The organism is Corynebacterium sp. TUM25020 (genome assembly GCF_056388495.1).
Genome location: NZ_JBWJFG010000003.1, coordinates 73,307 through 99,451, shown reverse-complemented (window position 1 = coordinate 99,451; position 26,145 = coordinate 73,307). Strand labels below are relative to the sequence as shown.

Sequence of the window (26,145 nt, the reverse complement as noted above, 5' to 3'; positions counted from 1 at the left end):
AGAATCTTCGAGACGACCGGAAGGAAGGGCCGTCCCCTTGGCGACCACCGACCCCGATAAGAAAAACCTGGACTCCTACGGTGTGGAGCGATCCCGCAAAGACGAGCCGGGGCCGCTGGACAAGTACCGCGAAAAGTGGCCATGGCTGGATCATGTGCTGCGAATGCAAGATCGCTATTCCGAGCAAGGCGGTAACCAGTACGCAGCTGGCATTACCTACTTCTCCGTGATGACGATCTTCCCGCTCATGATGCTGACCCTGGCAGTGCTGGCCATGATCCTGGCAGGTAATGAGAAGCTTCTGAATGAAGTCATGGACAAGGTCGCCAATATGGGCGACGGCAACATGGGCGAAGTCCTAAAGACAATCATTGAGCAGTCCATTGAACAGCGAAACTCGGTGTTCTCCATTGGTCTGCTGTTAGCGCTGTGGACCGGACTGGGGTGGATTGCGCACCTGCGCATGGGCGTATCCGAGATGTGGAAGGTACCAGGCCAGGCGGACAGCTTCCTCTCCGGCAAGATCAAGGATCTGATCGGTCTAATTGGTCTGCTGGTTTCCCTGATTCTTGCCTTCGCGGTAACCACTATCGGTAATTCCGGCTTGACCGCTCAACTGCTAGACACCGTGGGACTGGCAGACGTCCCTGGCATTCGCTACATCACCTTTGCTGTGGCCCTGGTAGTGGCGTTGATCGCCAACTTCTTAGTTTTCTTCTGGATGATCCTCTATTTGCCACGCACGAAGGTGCCGCGCAAGTCCGCGGTGAAGGCAGCAATCATCGGCGCGGTACTGTTTGAGATCTTCAAACAATTCGCCACCATGTTCTTCTCCAAAGCACTTTCCAACCCGGCGGGCGCGGCCTTCGGCCCGATCATCGGTCTGATGGTGCTTATGTATTTCGTTTGGCGAATCCTGCTGTACTGCTCCGCATGGGCTGCCACCACGCCCGAGTCCCTGGCGAACCTGCGCCCCGAAGCACCCCCGGCAGCCGTTATTCGCGTGCGCCAGGAGGTGCGTACAGGAAGCACGGATGCGAACCGCGCTGGCCTTCTCGGCGTCGGCGCTGCCGCAGGTGTAGTAGCGGGTGGACTGGTTTCTAAGCTCTTCCGTCGCTAGTTAGCTCCAACCAGCAACTCTCCCGGGACGCGGATGTCGCTAGGATCGTTAGACATGATCGACTCTGACATCATCGCGTCCCTTCCCAAGGTAGAACTCCACGACCACCTCGACGGCGGGGTGCGTCCCGCCACCCTAGTCGAGCTCGCCGAGAAAATCGGCTACGAACTGCCCACCACCGACCCCGCAGAGCTGGAGCAGTGGTTCTACGAGGCAGCGAACTCCGGCGACCTGCCCACGTACCTTACGACCTTCGACCACACCACCGCCGTGATGCAGACCGCCGAGGGGCTGGTGCGCATCACTCGCGAGGCAGTTGAGGATCTGGCTGCCGATAACGTGTGCTACGCCGAACTGCGCTACGCCCCCGAACAGCACCAGGCCGATGGCCTTACCTTGCAACAGGTCGTTGAAGCCACCGTGCAAGGCGTTAAGGAAGGTGAGCGGATCGTAGCTGAAAAGGGCGGCCGCATTCACGTGCGTCTCATCCTGTGCGCTATGCGCCACGCCGATCGCTCCGAGGAAATCGCGCAGCTCACGGTCGATAACTACGGTGAGCACACTCCGGGTGAAGGCTATGTCGTCGGTTTCGACATTGCCGGTGCCGAGGATGGTTTCCCGCCGTCGAAGCATGCTGCCGCTTTTGAGCTGCTGCGCCAAAATCTTGTTCCTTTCACCATTCACGCTGGTGAGGCCGCAGGTGTGGATTCTCTTCGTGACGCCCTAGCGCAGGGTGCCCGACGTATCGGTCACGGCGTACGCGTGTACGAAGACTTTAATGCCACCATGAGCGGTATTGAGCTGGGGCAGGTAGCCCGCTTTATGCGCGACCAGCGCATCGCCTTGGAGATCTGCCCGACCTCCAACACACAGACGGGCATCTGCGACGATGTGGCGGAACATCCTTTCGGCCTGCTGTACGAGATGGGCTTCCTGTGCACCGTGAACACGGACAACCGCCTGGTCTCTGGAACCACGATGTCCCGCGAATTCGAGTTATTGGCCGAGCACTGTGACCTGGAGCTGTGGCAGCTGCTGGAGCTGACCAGCAATGCGCTACAGGTGGCCTACTGCGATGAGACTCTACGCGAAGACCTGGAACGTAACGTGATTTACCCCGCCTACGCCGAGGTTGGCAATAGCCTGCCCGACGATGCTTTGGATACCGAGGATGGCGAGTTGTCCAGCGGTATGCAGCGGCTGCACGGTCACGGTCAGCCACACGCTGCAGGTGCAGGGGCTGGGCAGCAGGACATTGAATTGTCGATGGAGAACCTCAAGGCCGAGCTGGAAGAGCTGGGGCTTAGCTTGGACGATGACGAGGGTGAAGGTACCGACGATCCTGACGGTTCCGATGGCTCAGAAACCCGCAGCTAGAAGCCTCTGAATGCTTTAAGTTATCTCGCCAGCAGTTGGGCTTTGCCCTTGTGACCTGGCAAGATGCTCTGCATGGCGAATTCTCGGGGAAAGTTGTTCAACCTCCGCCGCACTGCGGCATTGCTGCTCACGATCTGCACTGGCCTGGCTTTGACCGCATGCTCGGAAACCGGTGGCCGTCCGCGGGGAGGATCCTCCGGCGATGGTGGCGGGGGAGTGGATACTCCGCGCTACACCGTGGCGATGGTAAGCCACGGCGCACCGGGCGATACCTTCTGGGATCTTGTCCGTGCCGGCGCCGAGGATGCCGCCAAGAAGAACAACCTTGAGCTGCGTTATAGCTCGTCCCCGCAGGCGCCGGATCAGGCAAACCTGGTACAGAACGCCATCGATTCCCATGTCGATGGTCTGGCTTTGACCATGCCCACCCCGGAAGCATTGGGGCCGGTGGCTAAGCGCGCATCGCAAGCCGACATCCCCGTGGTCGGTCTGAACTCCGGCATGGAGCATTACAAGAAATACAACCTCAGCGCCTTTTTTGGTCAGGACGAGTCCGTCGCCGGTGAACGCGCCGGCGAGCGCTTGGCTAAGGACGGCGCCAAGAAGGTGCTGTGCGTGATCCACGAACAGGGTAACCCCAGCCAGGAATCCCGTTGCGCAGGCATCAAGAAGGGGCTGAACGGTGGCTCCGTTGAGAACCTCTATGTCAATGGCATGGACCTCACCAGTGTGCAGTCCACGGTGCAGGCCAAGCTGGCACAGCAGAAGGACATCGACTGGGTCATGGGGCTTGTCGCGCCCGTCGCATTGACTGCGGTGCAGGCCAAGGAACAGGCCGGCTCGGATGCGAAGATCTCCACCTTTGATACGAATGCGGAACTCGTCGCTGCCATCAAGAAGGGCACCGTTCAGTGGGCTGTTGATCAGCAGCCCTACCTACAGGGCTACATGGCCATCGACGCGCTCTGGTTGGCTAAGCGCAATGGTTCGACCGTGGGCGGCGGGCAGCCAGTACTCACCGGGCCGTCGTTCGTGGATAAGTCGAACGTGGATACGATCGCAGATGCCGCCAAGGAAGGCCTACGATGAAGGCTGTGAAACTGCTCAAGCGCCCCGAGTTCACCTCCGTGCTAGGCGCGGTGTTGATCTTCGCGCTGTTCATGTTCGTAGCCCCGTCTTTCCGCTCTTTAGACGCGCTTTCGACGGTGCTCTACTCCAGCTCCACCATGGGTATTATCGCCCTGGCTGTCGGACTGCTGATGATCGGCGACGAGTTCGACCTCTCCTCTGGCGTGGCCGTGACCACTGCCGCCCTGGCCGCCACAATGCTGAACTACAATTTCTGGCTAAACTCCTGGGTCGGCGTGTTCCTGTCGCTCCTGATCGCCTTGGCTATCGGCGCGTTTAACGGGTTTATGGTGATGCGCACTGGCATTCCCTCATTCCTTATTACTCTCGCCGCATTCTTGATGCTGCAGGGCATCAACCTTGCGGTGACGAAAATGGTCACCGGCCAGGTCGCCACACCGTCGATCGCCGATATGGAGGGCTTCGAATCCGCCAAAGCAGTTTTTGCCTCCTCGGTGGATATCCATGGCGTGGAAATTAAAACCATTGTTTTCTGGTGGCTGTTCTTTGTTGCACTGGCCAGCGTGCTGTTGTTCAAGACGCGCTTCGGCAACTGGATCTTCGCCGTCGGCGGTGATGCCGAGGCTGCCCGTGCCACCGGAGTTCCCGTCCGTCGCGTGAAGGTCATCCTTTTCATGTTCGTTGCCTTCGCCGCTTGGTTCGTGGGTATGCACAACCTGTTTGCTTTCGACTCCATTCAGGCCGGACAGGGTGTGGGCAACGAGTTCCTCTACATCATCGCCGCGGTTATCGGCGGCTGTGCGCTCACAGGCGGGCGCGGCACTGCCATCGGTACTGCTATTGGTGCATTGATCTTCGGTATGACGAACCAAGGCATTGTTTATGCAGGCTGGACACCAGATTGGTTCAAATTCTTCCTCGGCGCGATGCTCCTGTTCGCAGTGCTCACCAATAACTCTGTCGCCAAGTTCACTTCTGGGGGTCGTAGCTAAATGTCTTCTTCTATTGACGCCACCCCAGTCATCAGCCTCCGCGATATCACCAAGGACTATGGTGATGTCCACGTGCTGAAGGGCATCAACCTGGATATTTACCCTGGCAAAGTGACCTGCATCCTGGGTGACAACGGCGCAGGCAAGTCCACACTGATCAAGATTCTGGCTGGCCGTCACAAGCACACCAGTGGCGAGTTGCTGGTCGATGGGGAGGAGGTTCAGTTCTCTGGCCCGAAGGACGCACTGGAAAAGGGCATTGCCACCGTTTACCAGGATCTAGCGGTCGTGGGGCAGATGTCCGTGTGGCGGAACTTCTTCTTGGGCCAGGAGCTCACCGGTCGCTTCGGTATGCTCCGCGCTGATGAAATGCGTCGCATCACTGCCGAAGAGTTGGAGAAAATGGGCGTGCACCTGGATGATGTCGAGGTGCCCATCGCCAACCTCTCCGGTGGTCAGCGCCAGGTCGTGGCGATTGCACGGGCTGTGTATTTCGGCGCGCGAGTGATCATTCTCGACGAACCCACCGCAGCGCTGGGCGTCAAACAATCCGGCATGGTACTGCGCTTCGTTAAGGCCGCGGCGGAGCGTGGGGTGGGAGTGGTGCTGATCACGCACAATCCTCACCATGCATATCTCGTCGGTAGCCACTTCGTGCTGCTGAACATGGGCGAGCAGTCCCTGGACGCGGATTACTCTGAGGTCACCTTGGAACAGTTGACGTTGGAGATGGCCGGTGGTGGCGAGCTGGATTCCCTAAATCACGAGCTCCGGCGCTAAGTGGGTTGGGGTGTTAATCTACGGCGTAGGTAACGATCGTTTGTCCTCTTAGAGGCAAGACGTCTGAGTAAACATATGGTTTTCTGATGAACAACGAGAACTGGAACAATTGGAATAATTACCATCCGCCGGCACCAAAACCACAGCGTGCGAAGGAAACCTCGCCATGGGTTTATGCCAGTGTCGCAATTGCCGTGATTGCGCTCTTAGTCGGCGGTAGTGTGGCCGCCTTTGCAATCTTGGGCGACAGAAACGACGACGGTGATAATGGAGCAGCCCCAGCGCATTCCGCAAACAGCTCCAGTGAAGCGCCCGCCGAGGTCAATGAGTCCTCTGCCTCTGCTCCGAGTGGGGCTCCTGAAGCAAATGGAGAATCCACCGCTCCCCCGAAGAAGCCGACGCCCGATGCTCCCGAGGATGAAACGGAGAGCCAGGAAAGTAACCGCAGTACTGGCAGCGCCCAGTACTCCTTGAGTCGACATGGATGGGAAGGGAGCTCTGCCCACTGCAACTCAGATGACGAATGGCTCTACGCAGCATACGGAGACGGTGACTATGTGGTTGTCTGCAAGGTCGGACAGAAAGGCGATTACTACTACCGCGGTGATGTCGGTGGGTATGAGCTAGAGAAGGATGTCGATATGGCTTACGCCGATCCAGGTCGGGGAAGCTACCGCGTCCCAGTTGGTGGGGGAACGAGAATCGAGATCAACCAAAAGAGCTTGAAAGTTTTCGAGCATGGCGAGGTGGCCAGCAACATTCAGTTTGACGAGTACTTCGTAGAGAACCCCTAAACGTCCCATTCTGTAGGGAGGATTCCCCAATTGGAGTCGCCGGAAGGGTAGCTGAATGTAATAATTAGTCGGCTAGTAAACCACGATTTTTCGCAGAAAGATTGAGAGCATCCTTTATGAGTAACCCGAACCCTTACGGTCAGCCGGGGCAGAATTTTGGTGGCCCAAGCCAACCGAATCAACCTAACCAGGCATTCCCAGCGCAGCAGCCGAACCAAATGCAGCAGCCACAACAGCCGCAGCAGTTCGGCCCGCAGAGCCAGTTCAATCCGCAGGGGCCGAAGGGGCAGTCTCTGCAGTGGAACCAGATGGGTGCGATTGCCGCCGGAGTCTCTGCTCTATTGGTGCTGATCGTCAGCTTCCTTCCCTGGTTTGGCGTGGAAGCTAGGTATGAAGATACTAAGAATTCCGCGTCGATGAACGGCTGGGGTCGAGTTTCTGCCTCCTACGCAGATGCATCCGACGCTGAAAGGTACAGCGAGAGCCTAGGCATCCTGTTCATGATCTTGGTTCTGGGGTTGCTGATCGGCGCGGCGGTAATGCTATGGCTGAAAGCGCAGCCTCGCATTGCTGTCTTCATGACGATTGGTTCCGGGGCACTACTGTTGATCTGGAATATCGTCGCATATGTCCAGTTCAATGGCGACTTCAAGGAGGCGAAGGAGGAAGTTGATAAGTTGACGCAGTCAGTTCCATCAGGCTACTCGGAATATATGCCAACTCCTAAGGTTGACGTCTCCTTCGATGGTGGCCCTAAGTTCTGGTTGTTTGTCGCAATTCTCCTTGCTTTGGCGATCATCACCCTCGGCGTGATTGCGATCGTCAAGTATGGCCACCTTCTGCAGGGGCCGGGTAACAACAATCCGAACCAGTTTGGTCAGCCGCAGGGGCAGCCACAGAATCAGCCGGGTAACCAGTTTGGCCAACCGCAGGGTCAGCCACAGAATCAGCCGGGCCAGCCGGGGAACCAGAACCCCTTTAACCAGCCAGGGCAGTAGCTAACCCTGGGCATTAAAAAAGAGCTCACCAGTACATACTGGTAGAGCTCTTTTTGTTGTTTGGCGATATTCCGGCTAGAAGCGCGTAAAGCGCTTGGTCAGGTCTTCTTCCAGTGCTTTCCAGCCCTTGGCCTCCTCGTCAAAGGGGGCAGAGGGCTGCGAATCGGACGGGGAGCCGAGCATGTAAGCCAAGTAGTTCTGCAGCTTGGGGTAGCTCAGCAGAACCTTGTTCACGCTGTCATCACCCGCCCAGTCAGCAGCGTCTGCCAGCAGCTCGTAGGCGCGACCCAACTGGTCGGTATCCACCGCGTCGATGGATTCCGCGATGTCATCGTGCAGGCCGGCGAAGGAGTACTGGTTCGAGTCGTGCACCGTGACTTCCAGTTCACCAGCATTGGCGGCGCTGACAATATCGCCCCACGTCTCCAGCTCTTCGAGGTCGTGATCGTGGGCGTCGATAAGCCACCGCACCAAAGCGCGAGAGTTCGGGAAGGTATTGATCTCTCCGTGACGACCTAGGAAGCGCGGCTTGTCGCCGACGTAACAACGCAAAGTGTAGACGTACTGGCCACCCAGGCTGATCCGGATCGGATCAATGCCGGCGTCCGCCCAAATGGTCTTGTCGTAAGGGTCGGCATCGGCGCTGTCTTCCTTCTTGGCTGCGGCAGCTGCCTCCGCTTCCTTTTCCTGCAGACGCTTCTCGCGGGCCTCCTGTGCCTCGTCAATCCGCTTCTGCGCGTCTTCGACCTTGGCCTCGTCGACCTCGGGCTCGGTCAGGTGCTCCTCAACGTCGTTGAGCATGCCCTTCCAGCGATCTAGCACGGTACGTCCGACGCCCGACCACTCTTCCAGGCCGTTCTGCGACTGGTAGTGGTCCGGGCCACGGCGCACATTGTCCAGGATGGAATAAGAGTGGAACCAATTGTTCACGCTCTTTAGCCCCAGGACGTTACCCATGGAGCGTAGAAGGTCGAAGCCGCGGGATACAGCGGAGGTGGATTCATAACCCGGACGGAGGGACAGTTTCCGAGGAATCTCGATTAGGCTGATCTTGCCCGTGCGCGTGGGCACCACATTCGTCACCAAGTCGGTTTTAAACTTCGCCCACTTGGGGTGTTCGGCCAGCTCATTACGGCCACCGTTTTCCAGGAAAGCCAGCAGCTTGGCGGGGGAATCAAAGACGAAAAGATCGTCATCGTCACCTAGGAACCCCTGCCAGCGTTCGCCCTTGACCAGCCAATTGGGTGCCCACAGGGTGTACCAAGTACCGCTAGTGATCTCTAACTCGACGGCGACGATGCCGTTACCGAATGTCCTCAAGCCATTTTCTGCTGCCATGGAAAGGCATTCTACTAGGTTGGCATGCCGGAGTTGGTGTTAGTCCTGTGACTGATCTGGGCGCCGTGTGCGTAGCTCCGCAGTGAGCACCGCTGGTACCGTCTCGGGCATTTCGCCTAAGAATTGAGCTGCCAGATACTCCCGTGGAGGGGGAGTGCTGACGATGCGTGCCAGACCACTGCTGTGTGAACGTCCGTTGATAAGTGCCATGTCCTACTCCTTTTGATTCCAGCCCGTAACCTAGGCCGCCGTCGGCCGGTAGAAGCCCTTGAAGGGCATTCCGCTGTTTTCTTGCCGGATCGGGCTGATTTGTACCGGATTGCCTGCTTCGATCATGTGGCTGTCGTCGACGATCATTGCCACGTGGCCATTCCACACCGCGAGGTCTCCTGCTTGCACTGCCGATCTGGCGATCTGTGGCCCGATTGCCTGCTCACTCGACGTCCTGGGCAGTTCCACCCCAGCCTGTCTGTAGGCCCACTGAACCAGCCCACTGCAATCCAAACCTTTGCCGGGCACCGTGCCTCCCCACTGGTAAGGGGTGCCCAAGGCAGTCTTCGCTGCGGCAACTGCCTGCGATGCTTGCGAGGAAGGTGCCCCTTGAGTACCGGGTGTCTCGTGTGCAGCTGGTTCCAGTACGGGGGACGCGTCTGGGTTGCTCGCCGGCAGCCGCTCCGGCAGCTGTTCTTTGTGCACCTTGTGCACGTCGTTCGTTAGCCCGTGAAGTTCGGTCTCCAACGTGTGCACGCGATCCTTCGCCCGTTCCACGTGCCGCACCACCACCGGCATCGCTGCACCAAGACCGTTGATCCATCCCAACGGTCCAGCCATCCCACTACTTGCCACGGCCTGGCCGACCTCCCGCACACAGTCGCGCAGGATCACACCTAAGTCCCCGATTGTGCGTTTCACCGCCAGGGCAGCCTGGTTAGCCAACCCGTCCAGGGCTCCACCAGCCTTCACCACAGAAGCTACCGCTCGCCCTACCGCATCTAAAGATCCGTGGACACTTTTCCCAGCATTACCCTGCAGCGCCGCAGCCGCTATATCGCCTAATCCCTCCAGCCCGCGCACCGCTGGCACGCTCGCACTCAGACCTGGGCTAAAAGGCGAGGGGATAGCTGCAATCAAAGGGGCCACAAGACTCGCTATATCGAGCACTTCACACCTCCGTCAGCCCATTGAAGGCCCTGGAAAACTCGCCTTCGTGTCCCTCAAGGTCGCGGTTAATGCTGGCCAAGGCAAACGTGGCGTCATTAAAATAACCATCCGCATCCCGCAGCAACCCGTCGTGCGCGTCCCGTGCAGCCGACAGAGCCCGCAGGAAATCACTCAACGCAAGTGGCGCCACAGCCCCCGTTTCCCCATGAACCGGCGAAGCGCGCCCCTGCAATGCTGCGCCCACGTCCGTGGTACGGCTCTTAAGATGCGCAACTAGTTCCGGATCAGCGTGAATCTTATCCCCATAGAGCAAGAGAAACCCTCCCCAAACAAATGCTCAGACCCGTTAGACCGCGTTGTGAGGCAAAAGGTTCCGCGCGCCATCAACTAAAGTGGGGAACCATGGATATTCAGGTGGTAAAACATCCGCTCGTCGCAGCGCGCCTCAGCATTATGCGCGACAAAAACAGCGATAACGCACAGTTCCGTGCTGCCCTGGCCGACCTGGGCGCGATGCTGATCTACGAAGCCTCGGCAGATCTGGTAGCCGAAAAATTTGAACTAGAAACCCCGGTAGCCACCACCACGGGCACGCGATTGGAAAAACCCCCGATTATCGTTCCCGTCATTCGCGCAGGTCTGGGCATGATCGATCCGGCATTATCCATGATCCCCGACGCGCAGGTCGGGTTCATCGGCATGGCTCGCGACGAAACCACCCACGAGCCCGTGCCTTATCTCGAGGCTCTGCCAAATGACCTCCGTGATCAGCCGGTGTTCCTCGTCGACCCGATGCTGGCTACCGGTGGCTCGCTGCTGCACGCGATTCGCCTACTGGAGGGCCGCGGCGCCAACGACATCACCTGCGTGTGCATGGTCTCTGCCCAGCCCGGCGTTGATGCGCTCGTTGAGGCACAGGTGAGCGTTCGCAAGTTGGTCACCGCCACAATTGATCCGAGCCTGAACGAAGATGCGTATATCGTCCCCGGCCTAGGCGATGCCGGCGATCGCCTATACGGCCCCCGAAACATCGATCTTTAGGCGCTCCAGCAGTGCCCCCACGGCCTGTGCGTCTGCTCCCGGCTCGGCGCTGACCTCCAGGTAGAACTTTGCCTTCGGCTCCGTGCCGGAGGCTCGGGCGACCACGCGCAGCGCCAGATCATCCACATGACCCACGAGGCGCACTCCGTCGGTGCGGTTGCCCTCTGAGTCCTCGATCGGCCCGGCCTGCACCGCCGCGCCCGCAAGTGTTGCTGGCGGGTTTTTCGTCCAACGTTCGATCAGTTCGTGTGCCTGAGCCACGTCCTCGAATCGGCTGCTTACCTGCGCAGTTCTAAAGACGCCATAGGTGGCCTCGATGTTCTCCAACTCGGCGGCCAGGTCCGTCTCGGCTGCCCATGCCGCAGCGATCAGCGCCGTGGCAATACCGTCCTTGTCCGCCACGATGTGCGGAGCAGGAGCAGTGCCGATCGCCTCCTCATAAGCGAAAGCCAACTCCCCAGGGCGTCCGTCCGCAGCACGCGCGAGATTCTTAAAGCCCGTCAGCGTCTCTACATAATCCCAGCCTTCGGCGCGTGCCATGCGTCCGAGCAGCTGTGAACTGACAACCGTGGTTGCTACGACAGGTTTGTTTCCTGGTGACGCCCCCACACCTGCCAATACCCTGCGTGCCAGCAAGGGTCCGGTCTCGTCCCCGCGCAGCATGTGGTACTCCCCGTCGGCCCGCTTCAACCCCAGCATGCAACGGTCGGCGTCCGGGTCCAGAGCGATCAACAGATCCGCGTCGATCTCTCGCGCTTCGGCCAATAGGGCGTCCGTCGCACCGGGTTCCTTCGGGTTCGGAAAGGCCACTGTGGGGAAGTTGGGATCCGGCCAGCGTTGCGAAGCAACGGTGTGGACATTGCCAAAGCCGTTTTCGCGTAGAGCCCACTCCAGGGCGTTACCGCCCACGCCGTGCATTGGTGTGTACAGGATCTTCAGTTTGCGCCGTGGTGCCAGTTCGGATTGGCGTCCTGTGGCTACAAGGGTGCCCAAGTCAGTGACGTAGCCGGAGACCGCAGACAAATCGACCGACTTCGCCTCGGAGCGGGGGATGTCAGCCGCATCGGCGGGCTGAGCAGCAATGTGTTCTTCGATTTGGCGATCAGCGGGGGAGACCAGCTGTGAACCGCCATCGAGGTAAAGCTTGTAGCCATTATCCTGCGCCGGGTTATGCGAGGCGGTGATCTGCACGCCCACGTCCATCCGGCGGGACTTAACCAGCCACGCCAGCACCGGCGTAGGAGCTGGCTCCGCAATGAGGGTGACATCAAAACCCGCACCGGCGAAGGTCTCCGCCGTTGCGCGGGCTAGGGCGTGGGAGCCGTAGCGGGCGTCATATCCAACAGCCGCACGAAAAACCCCGTCGGCGCGCAAGGGTCGCTTGCGTTCCTGCAGCCAGGCGGCCACGCCGGCGGTGGCTCGGGTGGCGGTGCCCACATTCATCTCATCCGGGCCGGGTCCTACTTTGGCGCGCAGACCGGCGGTGCCGAACTTCAGTTCGCTCATAGGTTGTTCACCAGCTCGCGGAGCAGCCCACCCATGTCGTTGGCCGCGTCCTTACCCGCTTGCAAGACTTCTTCGTGGTTCAGTGGTTCGCCGGTAATACCCGCGGCCAGGTTGGTGACCAGGGAGATTCCCAGCACATCTACGCCTGCCTCGCGGGCGGCGATGGTTTCATAGACCGTGGACATACCCACCAGGCCCGCTCCCAGGGTGCGCAGCATGTGGATCTCTGCGGGGGTTTCGTACTGCGGCCCGGGCATCATGGCGTAGACGGCCTCGCGCATGCCAGGGCGCATCTCCTGCACCTTGGCGCGCAGGGTAGGGCTATAGGCATCCACCAGGTTGACGAAGTTTGCGCCGGACAGGGGAGTCTTCGCCGTGAAGTTGATGTGATCGGCAATCAGCACTGGCTCGCCTACGCTCATGCCCTCGGTGAGACCGCCAGCAGCATTCGTCAGCACGACCGTCTGTACCCCCGCGGCTGCGGCGGTCCGTACGGCATGAGTGGTGCGCCACAGCTCGTGGCCTTCGTAGGCATGGGTGCGACCCAACAGCACCAGCACATTGCGGCCACCAATTCTTCCGCTACGCACCGTGCCGCCGTGCCCTTGGGCGGTGGGGGCGAGGAATCCCGGAAGCTCCGACATCGGGAACTCCACCAGGTCTTCCGCGCCTTCACACAGCACGTCCGCTGCAGGGCGCCAACCGGAGCCGAGTACGACAGCACATTCGTAAGAGTCGAGACCCGTGCGATCTTTCAAAGCCGCCGCAGCGTCGTCGGCCAGCTGATAGGGATTTGGGGAAGCAGTCATGTCAACCAAGGGTACCGCAGGCGTTAGACTAGATAGGTCAATCGAAGTGAGAGGAATGTGAGTAGTCAAGTGCAAGACGGCACACAGCAGCGCACACAGGAGGACAGCGCACACTCCATTGCCGAGTTCGTGCGGGGCTGGGTGCGGGATAATTCCCAGCGGATCGTCGATTGGCGCCGTCACCTGCACCGCAATCCCGAGCTTTCGCACATGGAGACGGAGACGACTCGCTTCCTCACCCAGGAACTTGAGCGCGCCGGGCTGCGTCCGGTGGCTTTGCCCTCTACGGGACTCATTGCGGATATTGGCCCGATCGGTACACCTCGTATCGCCTTCCGCGGTGACATCGACGCTTTGCCATTGCAGGAGGTCACAGGCCTGGACTTTGCCTCTGAAATTCCCGGCATCATGCATGCATGCGGCCACGATATTCACACCACCGTTGTGCTCGGTCTAGCTGTCGCCCTCGCCGAGTTTGTGGACGCCCACGGGGAGGATGCGTTGGGAATCCAGGTTCGCTTTATCTTCCAGCCGGCTGAGGAAGTCATGGATGGAGGCGCAGTCGACGTGATCGAGGCCGGGGCTCTCAATGGCGTGTCCCGTATTTTCGCTTTGCACTGCGAGCCAAAGCTCAGGACGGGGGAGATCGGCGTGCGCACTGGCGCCATCACCTCGGCTAGCGATGTCGTGGAGATCATCTTGCGCGGTAGCGGTGGCCACACCTCCCGGCCACACCTGGCGGCGGATCTGGTGTACACAGCAGGGCTTATTGCGTCGCAACTGCCCGGCCTACTGTCCCGCACGGTGGATCCGCGAACCGGCACGGTACTGACTTTCGGCGCGATTAATGGCGGAGCGACGTTCAACGCAATGCCCCAGGAGGTTCGCCTGCTCGGTACGTTCCGCACGGCGGAGGTTGGAGTGTGGCGTCGTGGCGAAGAAACCCTGCGCGAACTGCTGGAGCACCTGGTCGCACCGACCGGAGCTCAGCTTGAATTGCGCTACACCAAGGGCGTGCCGCCAGTGATGAACGACGACGTCTCCACCGCCGCCTTGGCGCAGGCCGTGAACGACGTCGATCCGAATGCCTTGAAGGAAGCCCCGCAATCCACCGGTGGTGAAGACTTCAGCTGGTATCTGGAGCATGTGCCTGGCTCGATGGCACGCCTGGGCGCATGGACCGGCAAGGGGGAGCGCCCCGACCTGCACCAGCCCGATATTGTCTTCGATGAACGGGCGCTGGGGATCGGTATTCGCCTCTTCGCCGGGGTTATCGACCAGTTCCGTTAAAGCGCTTCTGGGCGAAATTCATCGCACTGCTGGTGAGCTCGTGAGTGCGCTGTTTGCGCTCGAACTTCCACTGCGCCTGTTGTACGCGCTGCTGCAGTTTGAGCTCCTGGAAGCGCTGCCGATCTAGCTGGCGAGGGCTGGGCTCGTACCACTGCTTCGGGCCGGCCTTCATAACGTAGAGCATGACGAAAACCATTGGGATGAGCAGCAATAGCACTGGAGAAGAGGCCCATACGCTATTGAGAACAATGGCCAGGCCTGTGCTGCCAATGACGGTACTGAGCAACAACCCGAGGCGGATATTCCGGCCACTTCGGTAATGGCGATCAACCTCGTTGGCAGAGTAATAGGGAACCACTTCGCGGGTAGGGGACAGCGGTGGAAGGTCTGCGAAGAGTTGCTCTAGTTCTCTTTCAGAGACAGCTTCGGTGGCCGGCTGCACGCGCTCCTCGTATTCGGACATGGCGAGCCGACCATCGGCGAAATGGGCACCGAGGACGCTGATTGCGTCGCTGCGGTCGATGTCAGAAACTCGAATCTCTCTGTGGGAGGGGTCGCTCATGCTTCTAAGCGTAGCATTGCGTCTTAGTCGGACTTCCAATCAAAAGTGCGCTCCACCGCGCGCTTCCACTTCGCAAAAGTGACCTCGCGCTCTTGGGGATCACCCTGGGGGAAATAGGTCTTTTCCTCCTGCCACAGCGACACGAGCTCGTCAAGATCCTGGAAAAAGCCCACTGCCAGACCGGCGGCGTAGGCTGCGCCAAGGGCGGTGGTTTCCGACACCTCCGGAACGGTTACTGGAACCTCAAGTTGATCCGCCTGGAACTGCATCAGCAGTGAGTTCACAACCATGCCGCCGTCGACGCGTAGGTTTTTTAAGTCCACCTTGGAGTCCGCGTTCATGGCTTCGACGACCTCGCGGGTTTGGAAGGCGGTGGCCTCCAGCGCAGCGCGAGCGATGTGTGCTTTTGTTACGTAGCGAGTAAGGCCGGCGATGATGCCGCGCGCCTCGGGGCGCCAGTGAGGAGCCAGCAATCCACTAAAAGCCGGCACGATGTAGCAGCCACCATTGTCGTCCACGCTCCGAGCCAGTGGCTCAATATCATCGGCGGTGTCAAAGAAGCCCAGGTTGTCACGGAGCCACTGCACTAGGGAACCCGTGACGGCGATGGAGCCTTCCAGGGCATACACCGCGGGCTGATTACCCAGCCGGTAGGCGACGGTGGTGATTAGCCCATGTTCCGACCACTGCGGTTCGGTACCGGTGTTTAACAGCAGGAAGTTCCCCGTGCCGTAGGTGTTCTTCGCCTCGCCTTGGTTGAAGCACACCTGCCCGAAAGCAGCGGCTTGTTGGTCGCCCAAAATACCGGCGATGGGTACACCGTTGACCGGGCCGCTGCGTCGTACCTTGCCGACGATCTCGGAGGAGCTCACGATCTCCGGCAGCATAGATTCAGGGATGTCAAAGAGCTTGCACAGTTCCGGATCCCATGTTTGCGTGTGCAAATCCATGAGCATCGTGCGGGAAGCATTGGTGACATCCGTGACATGCCGAGCGCTACCTGCCCGTCCCGCCTTGGACTTCTTGCGTGAGCGGCGCGTGAGTTCCCAAATTAGCCACGAATCAATGGTTCCAAAGGCCAGCTCCCCGCGCTCTGCTTTCTCGCGGGCGCCGTCAACGTTATCCAGAATCCATCGAATCTTCGGTCCGGCGAAGTAGGTAGAGGCATTGAGCCCTGTGCGCTCGAAGATCATGGTCTTCTGCTCTTCGCTTAGGCTCTCGATGATCTCGTCAGTGCGGGTATCTTGCCAGACGATCGCGTTGTAAATCGGTTTGCCGGTCTCGCGATCCCATACGACGGTGGTTTCACGCTGGTTGGTAATGCCTACTGCGGCGAACTCTTCCACGGGAATATCGTGGGAGGCTGCGGCGTCGGCCATGACGCGTCGGCTATTGCGCCGAATTTCCTCCGGGTCGTGTTCCACCCAGCCGGGCTGGGGGAAGATCTGCCGGTGTTCCATCTGGCTGGAGCTCACCATCTTCCCGCGGGCATCGAAAATGATGCAGCGGGTGGAGGTAGTTCCCTGGTCGAGCGCCAGTACGTAGCCCCGCTTGGAGCTCTTCCACTTTGCCAAAGTCCCGGTCAGCTGATTTGAGAGGGTTTCTGCCACTTAGTTTTCTTCGAGGTCGGCGTCGGATTCAGAAACAGTTTCGCTATCCTTCTTCCGCTGCTTCGCAAACGCGGCCAGGATCAGGATCGCCACGCCGGCTGCGCCACACAGCATCGTCACCCAGCGCAGTGCTTGCAGGGTGCCGGAAGAGAAGGTGGAGATGTAGATGGTTCCCTTGTCGCAGTTGTACTTAGCCTTTGCAACGTCCTCTTTGAACGTGATGGACGTGTACACGCCCTTGTTCTTGGTCAGCGGCAAAGAGACATCCGAGATCTCCAGATCGTCCTGGCTGAATTTCAGGTCAGCTTCGCGGATGCGATCGGCGAGATCCTTGTCATGTTCGTCGGTAAGGGTGCACTGGCGCGCGCTGAGAGCGTCCTCGTCGGCCAGCAGGTAGTATTCCTTGCCACCTGAAACGTCGTAACCCTTGCCGAAGTCCTTTACACCGACCAGCGAAACGATGGCAGTGATCACGGCAACTACCAGCAGGCCGAGCCCCAGAAAGATCATGCTCTTCGGCGTCTTGCCCTCCGTGGTGTCCTGGGGCGTTCCCTCAGTCGCGCTCTGATCTTCCTGCTCGGAAAAGTCTTCAGCTTTGTGGTGGGTCATGGGATACGTTTCCTGTCTCGTTAATTTATTCTGCGACATTATCAGCCGCAGGGTCATCCTTCAGTTCGAGCAGTGCTTGGTTCTTTGTGACGCCATCACCGCTTCCGACGCTCAGCGACTGCACCACACCGGACTTGTGCGCCTTGACGGCATTTTCCATCTTCATGGCTTCAAGAACCAGCAGTACGTCGCCCTCGGCCACTTCGTCGCCTTCGGAGACCTCTACCTTGATGACGGTGCCCTGCATCGGGGAGGCCACGGTGTCTCCAGTGATTGCGATGTCCGCGGCGTCGGCGCGGCGCTTCTTCGCCCGGCTCACCGAACCGCGACCCGCTAGGATCTCGCCCGGCACGAGCACCTCCACGCGGCGCCCGTCGACTTCCACGACCAGCTTCTCCTTCGGCAGTTCATCTTCCGCAGAAGCTGCGAGTGGCTCTTCGTAGGCGGGTAGCTGGTTATCCCATTCCTCCTCGATCCAGCGTGTGTACACGCGGTAATTGCCGTCCTCAGCGACGAAAGCTGGATCGGTCAATGCAGCCTGGTGGAAGGGGATAACCGTCGGGATGCCCTCGATCTCGTATTCCTCCAGTGCGCGGAGCGAGCGCTGGATCGCCTCGGTGCGGTCAGCGCCGGTGACGATTAGCTTTGCCAGCATGGAGTCGAACTGGCCGCCGATAACCGCTCCGGTCTCGATACCCGAATCCATACGCACACCGGGGCCTGCTGGTTCCCGATAGGTCTGGATGCGTCCAGGTGCGGGCATGAAGTTATTGGCTGGGTCTTCGCCGTTGATTCGAAATTCGATCGCGTGGCCGTGGATTTCCGGATCTTCAGTGCGGGAGAGCGTCTCGCCACGGGCGATGCGGAATTGTTCGCGCACCAAATCCCAGCCGGTGACCTCTTCCGTTACGGGGTGCTCCACCTGGAGGCGAGTGTTCACTTCCAGGAAGCTGATGAGTCCATCGGAGCCAACTAGATATTCCACCGTTCCCGCGCCGTAATAGCCAGCCTCGCGGCAAATGGCCTTGGCGGAAGAGTAAATGCGCTCATTCTGCTCGTCGCTCAAGAAGGGAGCCGGAGCTTCCTCAATCAGCTTCTGAAAGCGGCGTTGGGCAGAGCAGTCGCGGGTGGACGCTACAACCACATTGCCGTGCTTATCGGCAACAACTTGCGCTTCCACGTGGCGGGCGCGATCCAAGTAGCGTTCCACGAAACATTCGCCGCGGCCAAAGGCGGTGATGGCCTCGCGGGTGGCGGAGTCGAAGAGATCAGGGATCTCATCCATCGTGTAGGCAACCTTCATGCCGCGCCCACCACCGCCAAAGGCGGCTTTGATGGCGATCGGTAGACCATGACGTTCAGCGAAGGCAGTCACCTCTGCGGCGTCCGCGACAGGCTCTTTAGTGCCCGGAGTCATAGGGGCGTCAACAGTAAGGGCGATATTGCGAGCCGTCACCTTATCGCCGAGCTTCCGAATCGCCTCAGGCGACGGGCCAATCCAGTTCAGGCCAGCATCAATGACCGCCTGTGCGAAGTCCGCGTTCTCCGACAGAAAGCCGTACCCGGGGTGGACTGCATCGGCGCCCGATTTACGAGCGGCGGCAAGGATCTTGTCGATATCCAGGTACGTCTCTGCAGAGGTCTGGCCGCTCAAAGCCAGGGCTTCATCAGCCATGCGTACAAATGGCGCATCGGCGTCCGGATCCGCATAGACGGCAACGGTGGCGATGCCTTCGTCGCGCGCAGCCCGGATGACGCGCACTGCAATTTCGCCACGGTTGGCGATCAGTACCTTCGTCAAGGGAGCGGCGGTGCTGGAAGTCACGGGCAATCCTTTCGGGTAAATAATTAAAGGCTAGTTAATGAGGCTACACTGCGCGCTTAGCTGCGTTCGATGGGCACGCGCATCATATTTCCCCATTCGATCCACGAGCCATCGTAAACGCGCACATCGTCCCATCCCAAGAGGAAACGCAAAACGAACCATTCGAGAGCTGCCCGGGCGCCGTTATTGCAATAGACAACGGTGGGGCGGCTGCGGTCGAGTTCAGCGTGATTGGCTTCGATGTCCTTAACCGAGCAGAAACGTGAGTTCGCCAGTAGCGAGGAATCCGCACGCAGGTTTACTGCTCCCGGTACGTGGCCATTGCGGCGAATGGGGTAGCCCGGCAGCGTCACTTCGCCGGTGTACTCTTCTGCGTTTCGCAGGTCGATTACTTGGGAGCCTTCGAATTTCGTGCGTAGCTCGTCGACGAAGATGCGGTTTGTGTGATCGTTGCGACGGGAAGCCACGGCGTAGCCGGGCGGGTGGGGAACCTCATCCACGGCGTAGGAGATTTCCCGTTCCTCCTGCATCCAAGCGTCGCGTCCGCCGTCCAGGATGCGCACGTCGGGGTGGCCGAAGAGCTCGAAGACCCATAGCGCATAGATAGCCCACAGGTTGGCGTGGTCGCCGTAGAAGACCACGGTGTCGTCCCGGCTGATGCCCAGACGGTCCATGAGCTTTTCGAATTCCCGGGATCCAATAAGGTCACGCCACACCGGGTCGGAAAGATCTTCGTACCACTTCAAGCGTACTGCGGTGGGAATGTGACCAATATCGTAGAGCAGTGAATCCGCGTCTACTTCTACGACCTTCAGGCCGGGGGTGCCTAGCTTCGCTCCTAGCCACGCGTTCGTGACCAGCTTGTTTGGGTGGGCATATTGCTTCAGCTGAGGGCTGGGGTCGAACTCGATTCCCATGAATTACCTGCCTTTCGATCGAATGAAAGTCTAGCGCTTTAGATCACACTTATCTTCCACTGCCGTGCGGGCCAAGTGATCGTAGAATTATGTTGTTGGCTAAACATGGCCATACGCACTGCATTTTTACTTCTAGAGCTAGGGGAAACCGTGCACAAGAACATTGTTGTCTTTGAGGTTCAGGGCGGAAACGACAAGGGTGAGGACGGCCACCGCCGCGACACCATGCCGATCGTTGAGGCTATCCGCGAGAAGGGTTGGGGGGCCGAAGTTGTCTACTTCGACCCGGAGAAAGCCGACGAGATTTACGACGAGGTTGCTGCGACCTACGATGCCTACATTTCCCGCGTTAACCCGGGCCACATTCCCGGCGGCGAAAAGGGCTACTTCGACATGCTGACCAAACTGACGGAGCAAGCTGGCCTGGTTGGTATGTCCACCCCGGCTGAGATGATGGCATATGGCGCAAAGGATGCGCTGGTGAAGTTGAACGACACCGACCTGGTGCCGGACGATACCGCCGCTTACTACGATGTCGATTCCTTCCACAAGACCTTCCCCACCTCGTTGTCTTATGGCGAGCGCGTGCTGAAGCAGAACCGTGGCTCCACTGGCTCTGGTATCTGGCGCGTGCAGCTGGAGGATAAGCAGCTGGCCGAGTCCATCGAGCCGGGTACCGCCCTGCCTATGGACACCAAGCTGAAGTGCACCGAGGCTGTAGACAACCACACCGAGGTTCGCGAGCTCGGCGACTTCATGGATTTCTGTGACCAGTACATCGTTGGCGACAACGGCATGCTGGTGGACATGCGTTTCATGCCGCGCATCGTCGAGGGTGAGATCCGCATTCTGCTGGTTGGTCCGCACCCTGTGTTTGTGGTTCACAAGAAGCCGGCCGAGGGCGGCGACGCGTTCTCTGCAACTCTGTTCTCTGGCGCCAAGTACACCTACCAGAAGCCGGAGGAGTGGCAGGAGCTGGTGGACATGTTCGCCGAGGCTCGCCCGGTTATCGCTGAGAAACTGGGGGGTGACAACATCCCGCTGATCTGGACCGCCGACTTCATGCTCGCCGATGACGATGAGACGGGTGAGGACACCTACGTTCTGGGCGAGATCAACTGCTCCTGCGTGGGCTTCACCTCTGAGCTGGACATGGGTATCCAGCAGCTGGTTGCCGAAGAGGCCATCAAGCGCGTCGAGGAAAAGCACGCCTAAATGCCAACTGACGTTTCGGTGTCAAAAAATGTTTGTTTAGCAACATAGATCGTCGCGAGGCGTTAGGGTGAGGTGCATCACAGCACCTCCATCCCTGAAAGGACCTAACCCCCGCGATGATTAACCACGACGTTCGCGTCCACCCCTCGGCGGACGACTTTCCGCAGGAAGAACACCTCGCCTGGAAGGTTGCGCAGGTCGCCGCCGACCCGGTCGAGGTGCCGCAAGACACCGCGGACATGGTGGTCAACCGCATCATCGATAATGCGGCCGTCGCTGCCGCATCCATTCTGCGTCGTCCCGTCTCGTCGGCGCGCAGTCAGGCGCTGTGCCACTCTGGGCCCTGCGCCGTTTTTGGTACTGACGCCACAGTTTCCCCCGAATGGGCTGCCTGGGCCAACGGCGTGGCGGTGCGTGAGCTAGATTTTCACGATACTTTCCTAGCCGCCGAGTATTCCCACCCTGGCGATAACATTCCGCCGATCCTGGCTGTTGCACAAGCGCGTGGCCTGGGAGGGCGCGATCTGATCCGCGGCATCGCAACGGGCTATGAGATCCAGGTGGATCTGGTCAAGGGAATTTCCCTCCATAAGCACAAGATCGATCACGTGGCTCACCTGGGGCCGTCTGCGGCTGCAGGTATCGGCACCTCGTTGCGGCTGGATCCACAAGTGATTTACCAAGCCGTCGGGCAGGCGCTGCACACCACCACGGCTACTCGTCAGTCACGCAAGGGACTAATCAGTTCGTGGAAGGCTCACGCGCCGGCCTTCGCCGGGAAGATGGCCGTGGAGGCTGTCGACCGCGCCATGCGCGGCGAGGGTGCGCCAGCGCCGATTTGGGAAGGCGAAGACGGTGTGATCGCTTGGCTGCTGGACGGCCCGGATGCGCACTACGTTGTGCCCCTGCCGGAACCGGGAGAGCCGAAGCGGGCGATCCTTGATACCTACACCAAGGAGCACTCCGCGGAGTACCAGTCCCAGGCGCCGATCGACCTGGCCCGCCGGATGCGCGACAGGATCGGCGACCTCAGCCAGGTGGAGAGCATTGTCCTGCACACCAGCCATCACACCCACTACGTGATCGGTACCGGCTCGGGCGACCCGCAGAAGTTCGACCCCACTGCGTCGCGCGAGACGTTGGATCACTCCGTGATGTACATCTTCGCCGTCGCCTTGGAGGACGGCGAGTGGCATCACGAACGCTCCTATGCGCCAGAACGCGCTCAGCGCCCGGAGACCGTCGAGCTATGGCGCAAGATTTCCACAGTGGAAGATCCGGAGTGGACCCGCCGCTATCACTCCACCGACCCGGCGGAGAAGGCCTTCGGCTGCAAAGCAGTGGTCACTCTGTGCGATGGCACCGAGATCGTTGACGAACTGGCCGTGGCGGATGCGCATCCGCTGGGAGCCCGCCCCTTCGGCCGCGCCGACTACATAGCCAAGTTCCGCACCTTGGCTGAGGGAGTGGTGGACGAGGTGGAGCAGGATCGCTTCCTGGCCGTCGCTGAAGCCACTGCCGACCTGGCACCCGGCGAGCTCGGCCAGCTGAACCTAGTGGTCAGCGACGACGTGCTCGCACGCGCCCCGCAGATTCCCGGCGGCATTTTCTAACTCGAAAGGACACCTCACCATGACAAAGCCCATCAAGGTTTCTAACGCACCCTTCGACCGCGGACGCACCAACTTCACCACGCCCCGCGCCCAATCCAACAAGACGTCCAACGCCACAGGCACTGAAAAGAACATTAACAAGGGCCTTAACGGTGTGGTCGTGGATACCTCTGGTATCTCAAAGGTAAACCCGGAGACCAATTCACTGACCTACCGTGGCTATCCCGTGGAAGAATTGGCAGAGCACTGCACCTTTGAGGACGTTGCCTATCTTTTGTGGAACGGTGAACTTCCGGATTTCCGCGAGTTAGAACAATTCCGCCAGCGCGAGCGCGCCCTGCGTCCGATCGACCGCAGCATGCTGGACCTCATCAATTCCCTGCCCAAGACTGCGCACCCCATGGATGTGCTGCGCACAGCGGTGAGTGTGTTCGGCACCGAGGATCTCAACGCGGACGACCGCGCCCCGGACACAGTACGCCGCACAGGGCTGACTCTGTTGGCGAAGCTGCCAACGATTGTCGCCTACGACCTGCGTCGCCGGAAGAACCTGGAGTACATTCCGCCATCCCGCGACCGCGATATCGCCGAAAACTTCCTCTACATGTGCTTCGGAGACGAAGAGGGGAGCCCGGCCAATAACCGCGATGACGTGGAAGCATTTGATCAGTCACTTACTCTGTACGCGGAGCATGGCTTTAATGCTTCCACGTTCACCGGGCGCGTCATCAGCTCCACTATGAGCGATGTGTACTCCGCAGTCACTGGAGCCATCGGTGCCCTCAAGGGGCCGCTGCATGGCGGTGCGAACGAGGCTGTGATGCACAACTTCCTTGCTGTCGACGACCCAGCCACCGCTGAACAGTGGGTACTCGATCAGTGCGATGCGAAGAATAAGATCATGGGCTTCGGCCACCGCGTGTACAAGAAGGGCGATTCGCGCGTGCCGACCATGGAGGCCGCTATGCGTCGCACCGCCGCCAACCACGATGGCCAACGCTGGGTCGACATGTACGACAACATGCAAAAGGCAATGGATCAGCGCACCGGTATTCAGCCCAACTTGGACTTCCCAGCTGGGCCGACTTACTACATGCTGGGCATCGATATTCCGTTCTTCACCCCGATCTTCGTGCTGGCCCGCGTCGTTGGCTGGACCGCCCACATCGTGGAGCAGAATGCGGATAATGCCCTCATCCGCCCTCTATCTAGCTATGTCGGCCCAGAGCAGCGCTCCGTCAAGGCCGACTAGTCCCACAGGTCGGAGAAGTCATAGCCGAAGCTTGCCAACCCGCGGCGTAGCGCGGGTAGTGAAAGCCCAATCACGGCGGACGGGTGGCCGTCGATACTCTCGATAAACCACCCGCCGAGCGCTTCCAGGGTGAAAGCGCCCGCGCACTCCAATGGCTCTCCCGTGGCAGCATAAGCCTCGATGGCACGATCGGATACGTCGGCGAATTGGATCGTAGTGGCAACTACTTCCTCGTAAAGCTGACCCGTAGCGGCGTCAATTAGCGCATGCCCTGTAATAAGCTCCGCGCGCTTCCCGCGCTGCTGGCGCCACCGCCGCACTGTCTCTTCGTGCGTGTGCGGTTTGCCCTGGAGCTCCCCGTCGATGAGCAGCATGCTATCGCCGCCCAAGACCAGCTCTCCCTCGACCGCTCGCGCCTTGGCGGTGGCCAGATGCTGTACGTACTCAGCAGGGGAGGGGTTCACCAGTTTTGCTACCGCAGCTTCCTCGTCCACGCCCGGTGCGACCTTGCGCGGGTAGACCCCGGCGGCGTTCAGTACCTTCTCGCGGGCGGGCGAGGTGCTGGCCAGAGTGAGTTTCATACTTCTCGACCTGCCACTAGCCCCGCGGCATCCGCGGATTGCGGAAAGCCCCCGGGTTACCGTGTGGCATCTCGCGGCCATAGTGCCCACGGGTGTCAGGCTTTGCGTCGCGCAGTGCTGCGGCTTCGGCCGCTAGGTCGTCCACGATAAGTTGCAGCGCCCGGGTCTCTACCTCGTTCGGATTGCCCTTGATCACCTGAAAGTCTGTCACGCGCTTACTCCTAGAACGGCAGGTTGTCGTGCTTGCGCGGATAGCCATCCTCGGCCTTGCGCTCCACCAGGCGCAGCCCGTCGATAATGCGGACGCGGGTCTCCGACGGGGGAATCACGGCGTCGACCAAGCCCCGTTCGGCGGCGGAGTAGGGCTCCGCTTGGTAGCTATCGTCCTGCGCAATTTGTGCCGTGGGCCATGCGTAGACCAGGTCGGTACCCAGGCGCTTGGCCCCTAGCGAGAGGTACGCATCCCCGAAAGCCTTGCGGGTAATCACCGCGATCTTGCCGACGGATGCCGTTGCGGTCACTCCGATGAGTTTCGCGGTGCGGCGGAAGAGCGCGTCGGGTGCGTAGCCAACGGAGTCTACGAAGGTCACCAGGGGTACGTTGAATGCGTCGCAGAAGCGGATGAAACGCGCTGCCTTCTCGGCTGCCGTGGCATCGATCGCTCCTGCTTGTTGCTCAGGCTGGTTCGCAATGACGCCCACATTCCGGCCGCCGACCCGTGCCAGTGCCGTAATCAGGTTCGGTGCGTGGAACTTCTGCAGCTCTACTACGGTGTTAGCGTCTACCACCCGGTTGAGAACCGCGTGCATGTCATAGGCCTGTGAGTCGGAGTCCGGGATGAGGTTGTCCAGCTCGCCGGCCTCTGCCTCGCCATCTTCGCCGCGCAGGGGGAGTGCACGGTTATTGCTGGGCAGGTAACCCAGAATGTCCGCGACGATTCCCAGTGCGGAGGCATCGTCCTCGGCGTAGAGGTGGGCGGTGCCGTCTGTGGCGTCAGCAACGAGACCGCCTGCGTTCTTGACGGCAACGACGATGTCGGACAGAACTACCGAGTGCACCAGCGCGCCACTGGTGGGGCCGGCGACGAGAGCGATCTGCGGAACCACGCCGGAGAGCTTGGCCTGCAGGCTGTGGATGCGGGAGAAGTACTCCAGCGCGGTAATGCCCTCGTGCGGGCGGGCGCCGGTGCCCTCGTAGATGCCGATCAGCGGGGTACCGGACTTCACTGCCAGTTCCATGACTTTCAGGATCTTCTCGCCGGCGGTCTCACCAATCTGGCCGTCGAAGAGGGTTGCGTCCTGTGAAAATACGCAGACGGGGCGGCCGTCGATGGTGCCGTAGCCGGCGACGATTCCATCGGTGACGGGGCGGAACTTATCGGCCTTAAATGCGGTCGCGCGGTGGCGGGCGAGTGCGTCGGTCTCCACGAAGCTACCGGCGTCCAATAGTGCGTCCACGCGGCGACGAGCGCGCGGGATCTCGTCTCCCTGCGGCTTGTGGGTCTCCGCCAGGCGATCGCGGAGGTCGGCGATCTTCCCGGCGGTGGTTGATGTGTCGGTGGTAGAGCTCATGGTGGCCATAATACGGTGTAAAAACTCCCACGCCGTTATTGGTGGGGCTAGAGTGTCTTGGGAAAGGCATGTGAAAAGAAAGGACGGCACGGTTC

General features: G+C 60.0%; 26 protein-coding genes. 12 read left to right on the top strand and 14 right to left on the bottom strand.

Annotated elements, in window-relative coordinates; all coding sequences use genetic code 11:
* Window positions 1–37 precede the first annotated feature (37 nt).
* The 7 genes from AC05K6_RS04940 (at window position 38) to AC05K6_RS04910 (ending at window position 7,150) form a co-directional block, all read left to right on the top strand.
* Window positions 38–1,120 carry a YhjD/YihY/BrkB family envelope integrity protein gene (locus AC05K6_RS04940; protein WP_476727942.1) on the top strand — a complete coding sequence of 361 codons (1,083 nt, stop codon included), beginning with the start codon at window positions 38–40 and terminating at the stop codon, window positions 1,118–1,120.
* Window positions 1,121–1,174: 54 nt separating this feature from the next.
* Window positions 1,175–2,497, top strand: a complete 1,323-nt coding sequence (locus AC05K6_RS04935) for an adenosine deaminase (RefSeq protein ID WP_476727941.1) — start codon at window positions 1,175–1,177, stop codon at window positions 2,495–2,497.
* Window positions 2,498–2,590: 93 nt separating this feature from the next.
* A complete protein-coding gene (locus AC05K6_RS04930) occupies window positions 2,591–3,586 on the top strand; it encodes a substrate-binding domain-containing protein (protein WP_476728032.1) in 996 nt (331 codons plus the stop codon).
* Complete coding sequence (locus AC05K6_RS04925; RefSeq protein ID WP_476727940.1) at window positions 3,583–4,578, top strand: ABC transporter permease; 996 nt, start codon at window positions 3,583–3,585, stop codon at window positions 4,576–4,578. The genes AC05K6_RS04930 and AC05K6_RS04925 overlap by 4 nt, the downstream gene beginning before the upstream one ends.
* On the top strand, window positions 4,579–5,358 hold the full coding sequence (locus AC05K6_RS04920) for an ATP-binding cassette domain-containing protein (RefSeq protein ID WP_293790740.1): 780 nt from the start codon (window positions 4,579–4,581) through the stop codon (window positions 5,356–5,358).
* Between the two features lie 86 nt (window positions 5,359–5,444).
* Window positions 5,445–6,152 (top strand): hypothetical protein, encoded by a 708-nt coding sequence (locus AC05K6_RS04915; protein WP_476727939.1) that lies wholly within the window; start codon window positions 5,445–5,447, stop codon window positions 6,150–6,152.
* A 116-nt stretch (window positions 6,153–6,268) separates the two neighbouring features.
* Window positions 6,269–7,150 carry a hypothetical protein gene (locus tag AC05K6_RS04910; protein WP_476727938.1) on the top strand — a complete coding sequence of 294 codons (882 nt, stop codon included), beginning with the start codon at window positions 6,269–6,271 and terminating at the stop codon, window positions 7,148–7,150.
* A gap of 75 nt (window positions 7,151–7,225) precedes the next feature.
* Here AC05K6_RS04910 and AC05K6_RS04905 read toward each other — a convergent pair whose 3' ends face one another.
* Genes AC05K6_RS04905 through AC05K6_RS04890 form a run of 4 tightly spaced genes read right to left on the bottom strand, consistent with a single transcriptional unit; the run spans window position 7,226 to window position 9,962 of the window.
* Entirely contained in the window at window positions 7,226–8,488 is a 1,263-nt protein-coding gene (locus AC05K6_RS04905) for a hypothetical protein (RefSeq protein ID WP_476727937.1), read from the bottom strand.
* Between the two features lie 39 nt (window positions 8,489–8,527).
* The gene (locus AC05K6_RS04900; RefSeq protein ID WP_293790744.1) at window positions 8,528–8,698 is read right to left on the bottom strand and encodes a hypothetical protein; all 171 of its coding nucleotides are present in this window, start codon (window positions 8,696–8,698) and stop codon (window positions 8,528–8,530) included.
* A gap of 30 nt (window positions 8,699–8,728) precedes the next feature.
* Window positions 8,729–9,628 (bottom strand): C40 family peptidase, encoded by a 900-nt coding sequence (locus tag AC05K6_RS04895; protein WP_476727936.1) that lies wholly within the window; start codon window positions 9,626–9,628, stop codon window positions 8,729–8,731.
* 22 nt (window positions 9,629–9,650) lie between these two features.
* A complete protein-coding gene (locus tag AC05K6_RS04890; RefSeq protein ID WP_476727935.1) occupies window positions 9,651–9,962 on the bottom strand; it encodes a hypothetical protein in 312 nt (103 codons plus the stop codon).
* 89 nt (window positions 9,963–10,051) lie between these two features.
* On the opposite strand from AC05K6_RS04890, the gene upp reads away from it, so the two are divergent.
* Window positions 10,052–10,690 carry a uracil phosphoribosyltransferase gene (gene upp, locus AC05K6_RS04885; protein ID WP_448308037.1) on the top strand — a complete coding sequence of 213 codons (639 nt, stop codon included), beginning with the start codon at window positions 10,052–10,054 and terminating at the stop codon, window positions 10,688–10,690.
* On the opposite strand, the gene AC05K6_RS04880 is transcribed toward upp, so the two are convergent.
* Window positions 10,661–12,196: a phospho-sugar mutase gene (locus AC05K6_RS04880; RefSeq protein ID WP_476727934.1), complete on the bottom strand. Its 1,536-nt coding sequence runs from the start codon at window positions 12,194–12,196 to the stop codon at window positions 10,661–10,663. The genes upp and AC05K6_RS04880 overlap by 30 nt on opposite strands.
* Entirely contained in the window at window positions 12,193–13,005 is an 813-nt protein-coding gene (locus AC05K6_RS04875; protein ID WP_476727933.1) for a purine-nucleoside phosphorylase, read from the bottom strand. Before AC05K6_RS04875 ends, AC05K6_RS04880 begins: the two co-directional genes overlap by 4 nt.
* A gap of 57 nt (window positions 13,006–13,062) precedes the next feature.
* Here AC05K6_RS04875 and AC05K6_RS04870 point away from each other — a divergent pair, with 57 nt between their 5' ends.
* Complete coding sequence (locus AC05K6_RS04870; RefSeq protein ID WP_476727932.1) at window positions 13,063–14,295, top strand: amidohydrolase; 1,233 nt, start codon at window positions 13,063–13,065, stop codon at window positions 14,293–14,295.
* Here AC05K6_RS04870 and AC05K6_RS04865 read toward each other — a convergent pair.
* Genes AC05K6_RS04865 through AC05K6_RS04845 form a run of 5 tightly spaced genes read right to left on the bottom strand, consistent with a single transcriptional unit; the run spans window position 14,276 to window position 19,818 of the window.
* On the bottom strand, window positions 14,276–14,857 hold the full coding sequence (locus tag AC05K6_RS04865) for a DUF1707 SHOCT-like domain-containing protein (RefSeq protein ID WP_476727931.1): 582 nt from the start codon (window positions 14,855–14,857) through the stop codon (window positions 14,276–14,278). The two genes, AC05K6_RS04870 and AC05K6_RS04865, sit on opposite strands and share 20 nt — an antisense overlap.
* 23 nt (window positions 14,858–14,880) lie before the next feature.
* Window positions 14,881–16,431, bottom strand: a complete 1,551-nt coding sequence (glpK, locus tag AC05K6_RS04860; RefSeq protein WP_476728031.1) for a glycerol kinase GlpK — start codon at window positions 16,429–16,431, stop codon at window positions 14,881–14,883.
* A gap of 36 nt (window positions 16,432–16,467) precedes the next feature.
* A complete protein-coding gene (locus tag AC05K6_RS04855) occupies window positions 16,468–17,076 on the bottom strand; it encodes a hypothetical protein (protein WP_473963609.1) in 609 nt (202 codons plus the stop codon).
* Between the two features lie 25 nt (window positions 17,077–17,101).
* The gene (locus tag AC05K6_RS04850; RefSeq protein WP_476727930.1) at window positions 17,102–18,901 is read right to left on the bottom strand and encodes an acetyl/propionyl/methylcrotonyl-CoA carboxylase subunit alpha; all 1,800 of its coding nucleotides are present in this window, start codon (window positions 18,899–18,901) and stop codon (window positions 17,102–17,104) included.
* A gap of 56 nt (window positions 18,902–18,957) precedes the next feature.
* Window positions 18,958–19,818 (bottom strand): sulfurtransferase, encoded by an 861-nt coding sequence (locus AC05K6_RS04845; RefSeq protein ID WP_239317099.1) that lies wholly within the window; start codon window positions 19,816–19,818, stop codon window positions 18,958–18,960.
* 150 nt (window positions 19,819–19,968) lie between these two features.
* On the opposite strand from AC05K6_RS04845, the gene AC05K6_RS04840 reads away from it, so the two are divergent.
* The 3 genes from AC05K6_RS04840 to AC05K6_RS04830 all read left to right on the top strand — a co-directional run bounded on the left by AC05K6_RS04840 (window position 19,969) and on the right by AC05K6_RS04830 (window position 23,898).
* Entirely contained in the window at window positions 19,969–21,033 is a 1,065-nt protein-coding gene (locus AC05K6_RS04840; RefSeq protein ID WP_476727929.1) for a Cj0069 family protein, read from the top strand.
* Window positions 21,034–21,149: 116 nt separating this feature from the next.
* Entirely contained in the window at window positions 21,150–22,646 is a 1,497-nt protein-coding gene (gene prpD / locus AC05K6_RS04835; protein WP_476727928.1) for a 2-methylcitrate dehydratase PrpD, read from the top strand.
* A gap of 19 nt (window positions 22,647–22,665) precedes the next feature.
* Window positions 22,666–23,898 carry a bifunctional 2-methylcitrate synthase/citrate synthase gene (locus AC05K6_RS04830; RefSeq protein ID WP_473963606.1) on the top strand — a complete coding sequence of 411 codons (1,233 nt, stop codon included), beginning with the start codon at window positions 22,666–22,668 and terminating at the stop codon, window positions 23,896–23,898.
* Here the strand turns inward: AC05K6_RS04830 and AC05K6_RS04825 are convergent.
* The 3 genes from AC05K6_RS04825 to AC05K6_RS04815 are packed head-to-tail and all read right to left on the bottom strand — an operon-like array spanning window position 23,895 to window position 26,059.
* A complete protein-coding gene (locus AC05K6_RS04825) occupies window positions 23,895–24,479 on the bottom strand; it encodes a Maf family protein (RefSeq protein WP_296212958.1) in 585 nt (194 codons plus the stop codon). The genes AC05K6_RS04830 and AC05K6_RS04825 overlap by 4 nt on opposite strands.
* A 16-nt stretch (window positions 24,480–24,495) precedes the next feature.
* On the bottom strand, window positions 24,496–24,690 hold the full coding sequence (locus tag AC05K6_RS04820; RefSeq protein ID WP_293790761.1) for an acyl-CoA carboxylase epsilon subunit: 195 nt from the start codon (window positions 24,688–24,690) through the stop codon (window positions 24,496–24,498).
* A gap of 10 nt (window positions 24,691–24,700) precedes the next feature.
* Entirely contained in the window at window positions 24,701–26,059 is a 1,359-nt protein-coding gene (locus AC05K6_RS04815) for an acyl-CoA carboxylase subunit beta (RefSeq protein ID WP_476727927.1), read from the bottom strand.
* Window positions 26,060–26,145: the final 86 nt, after the last annotated feature.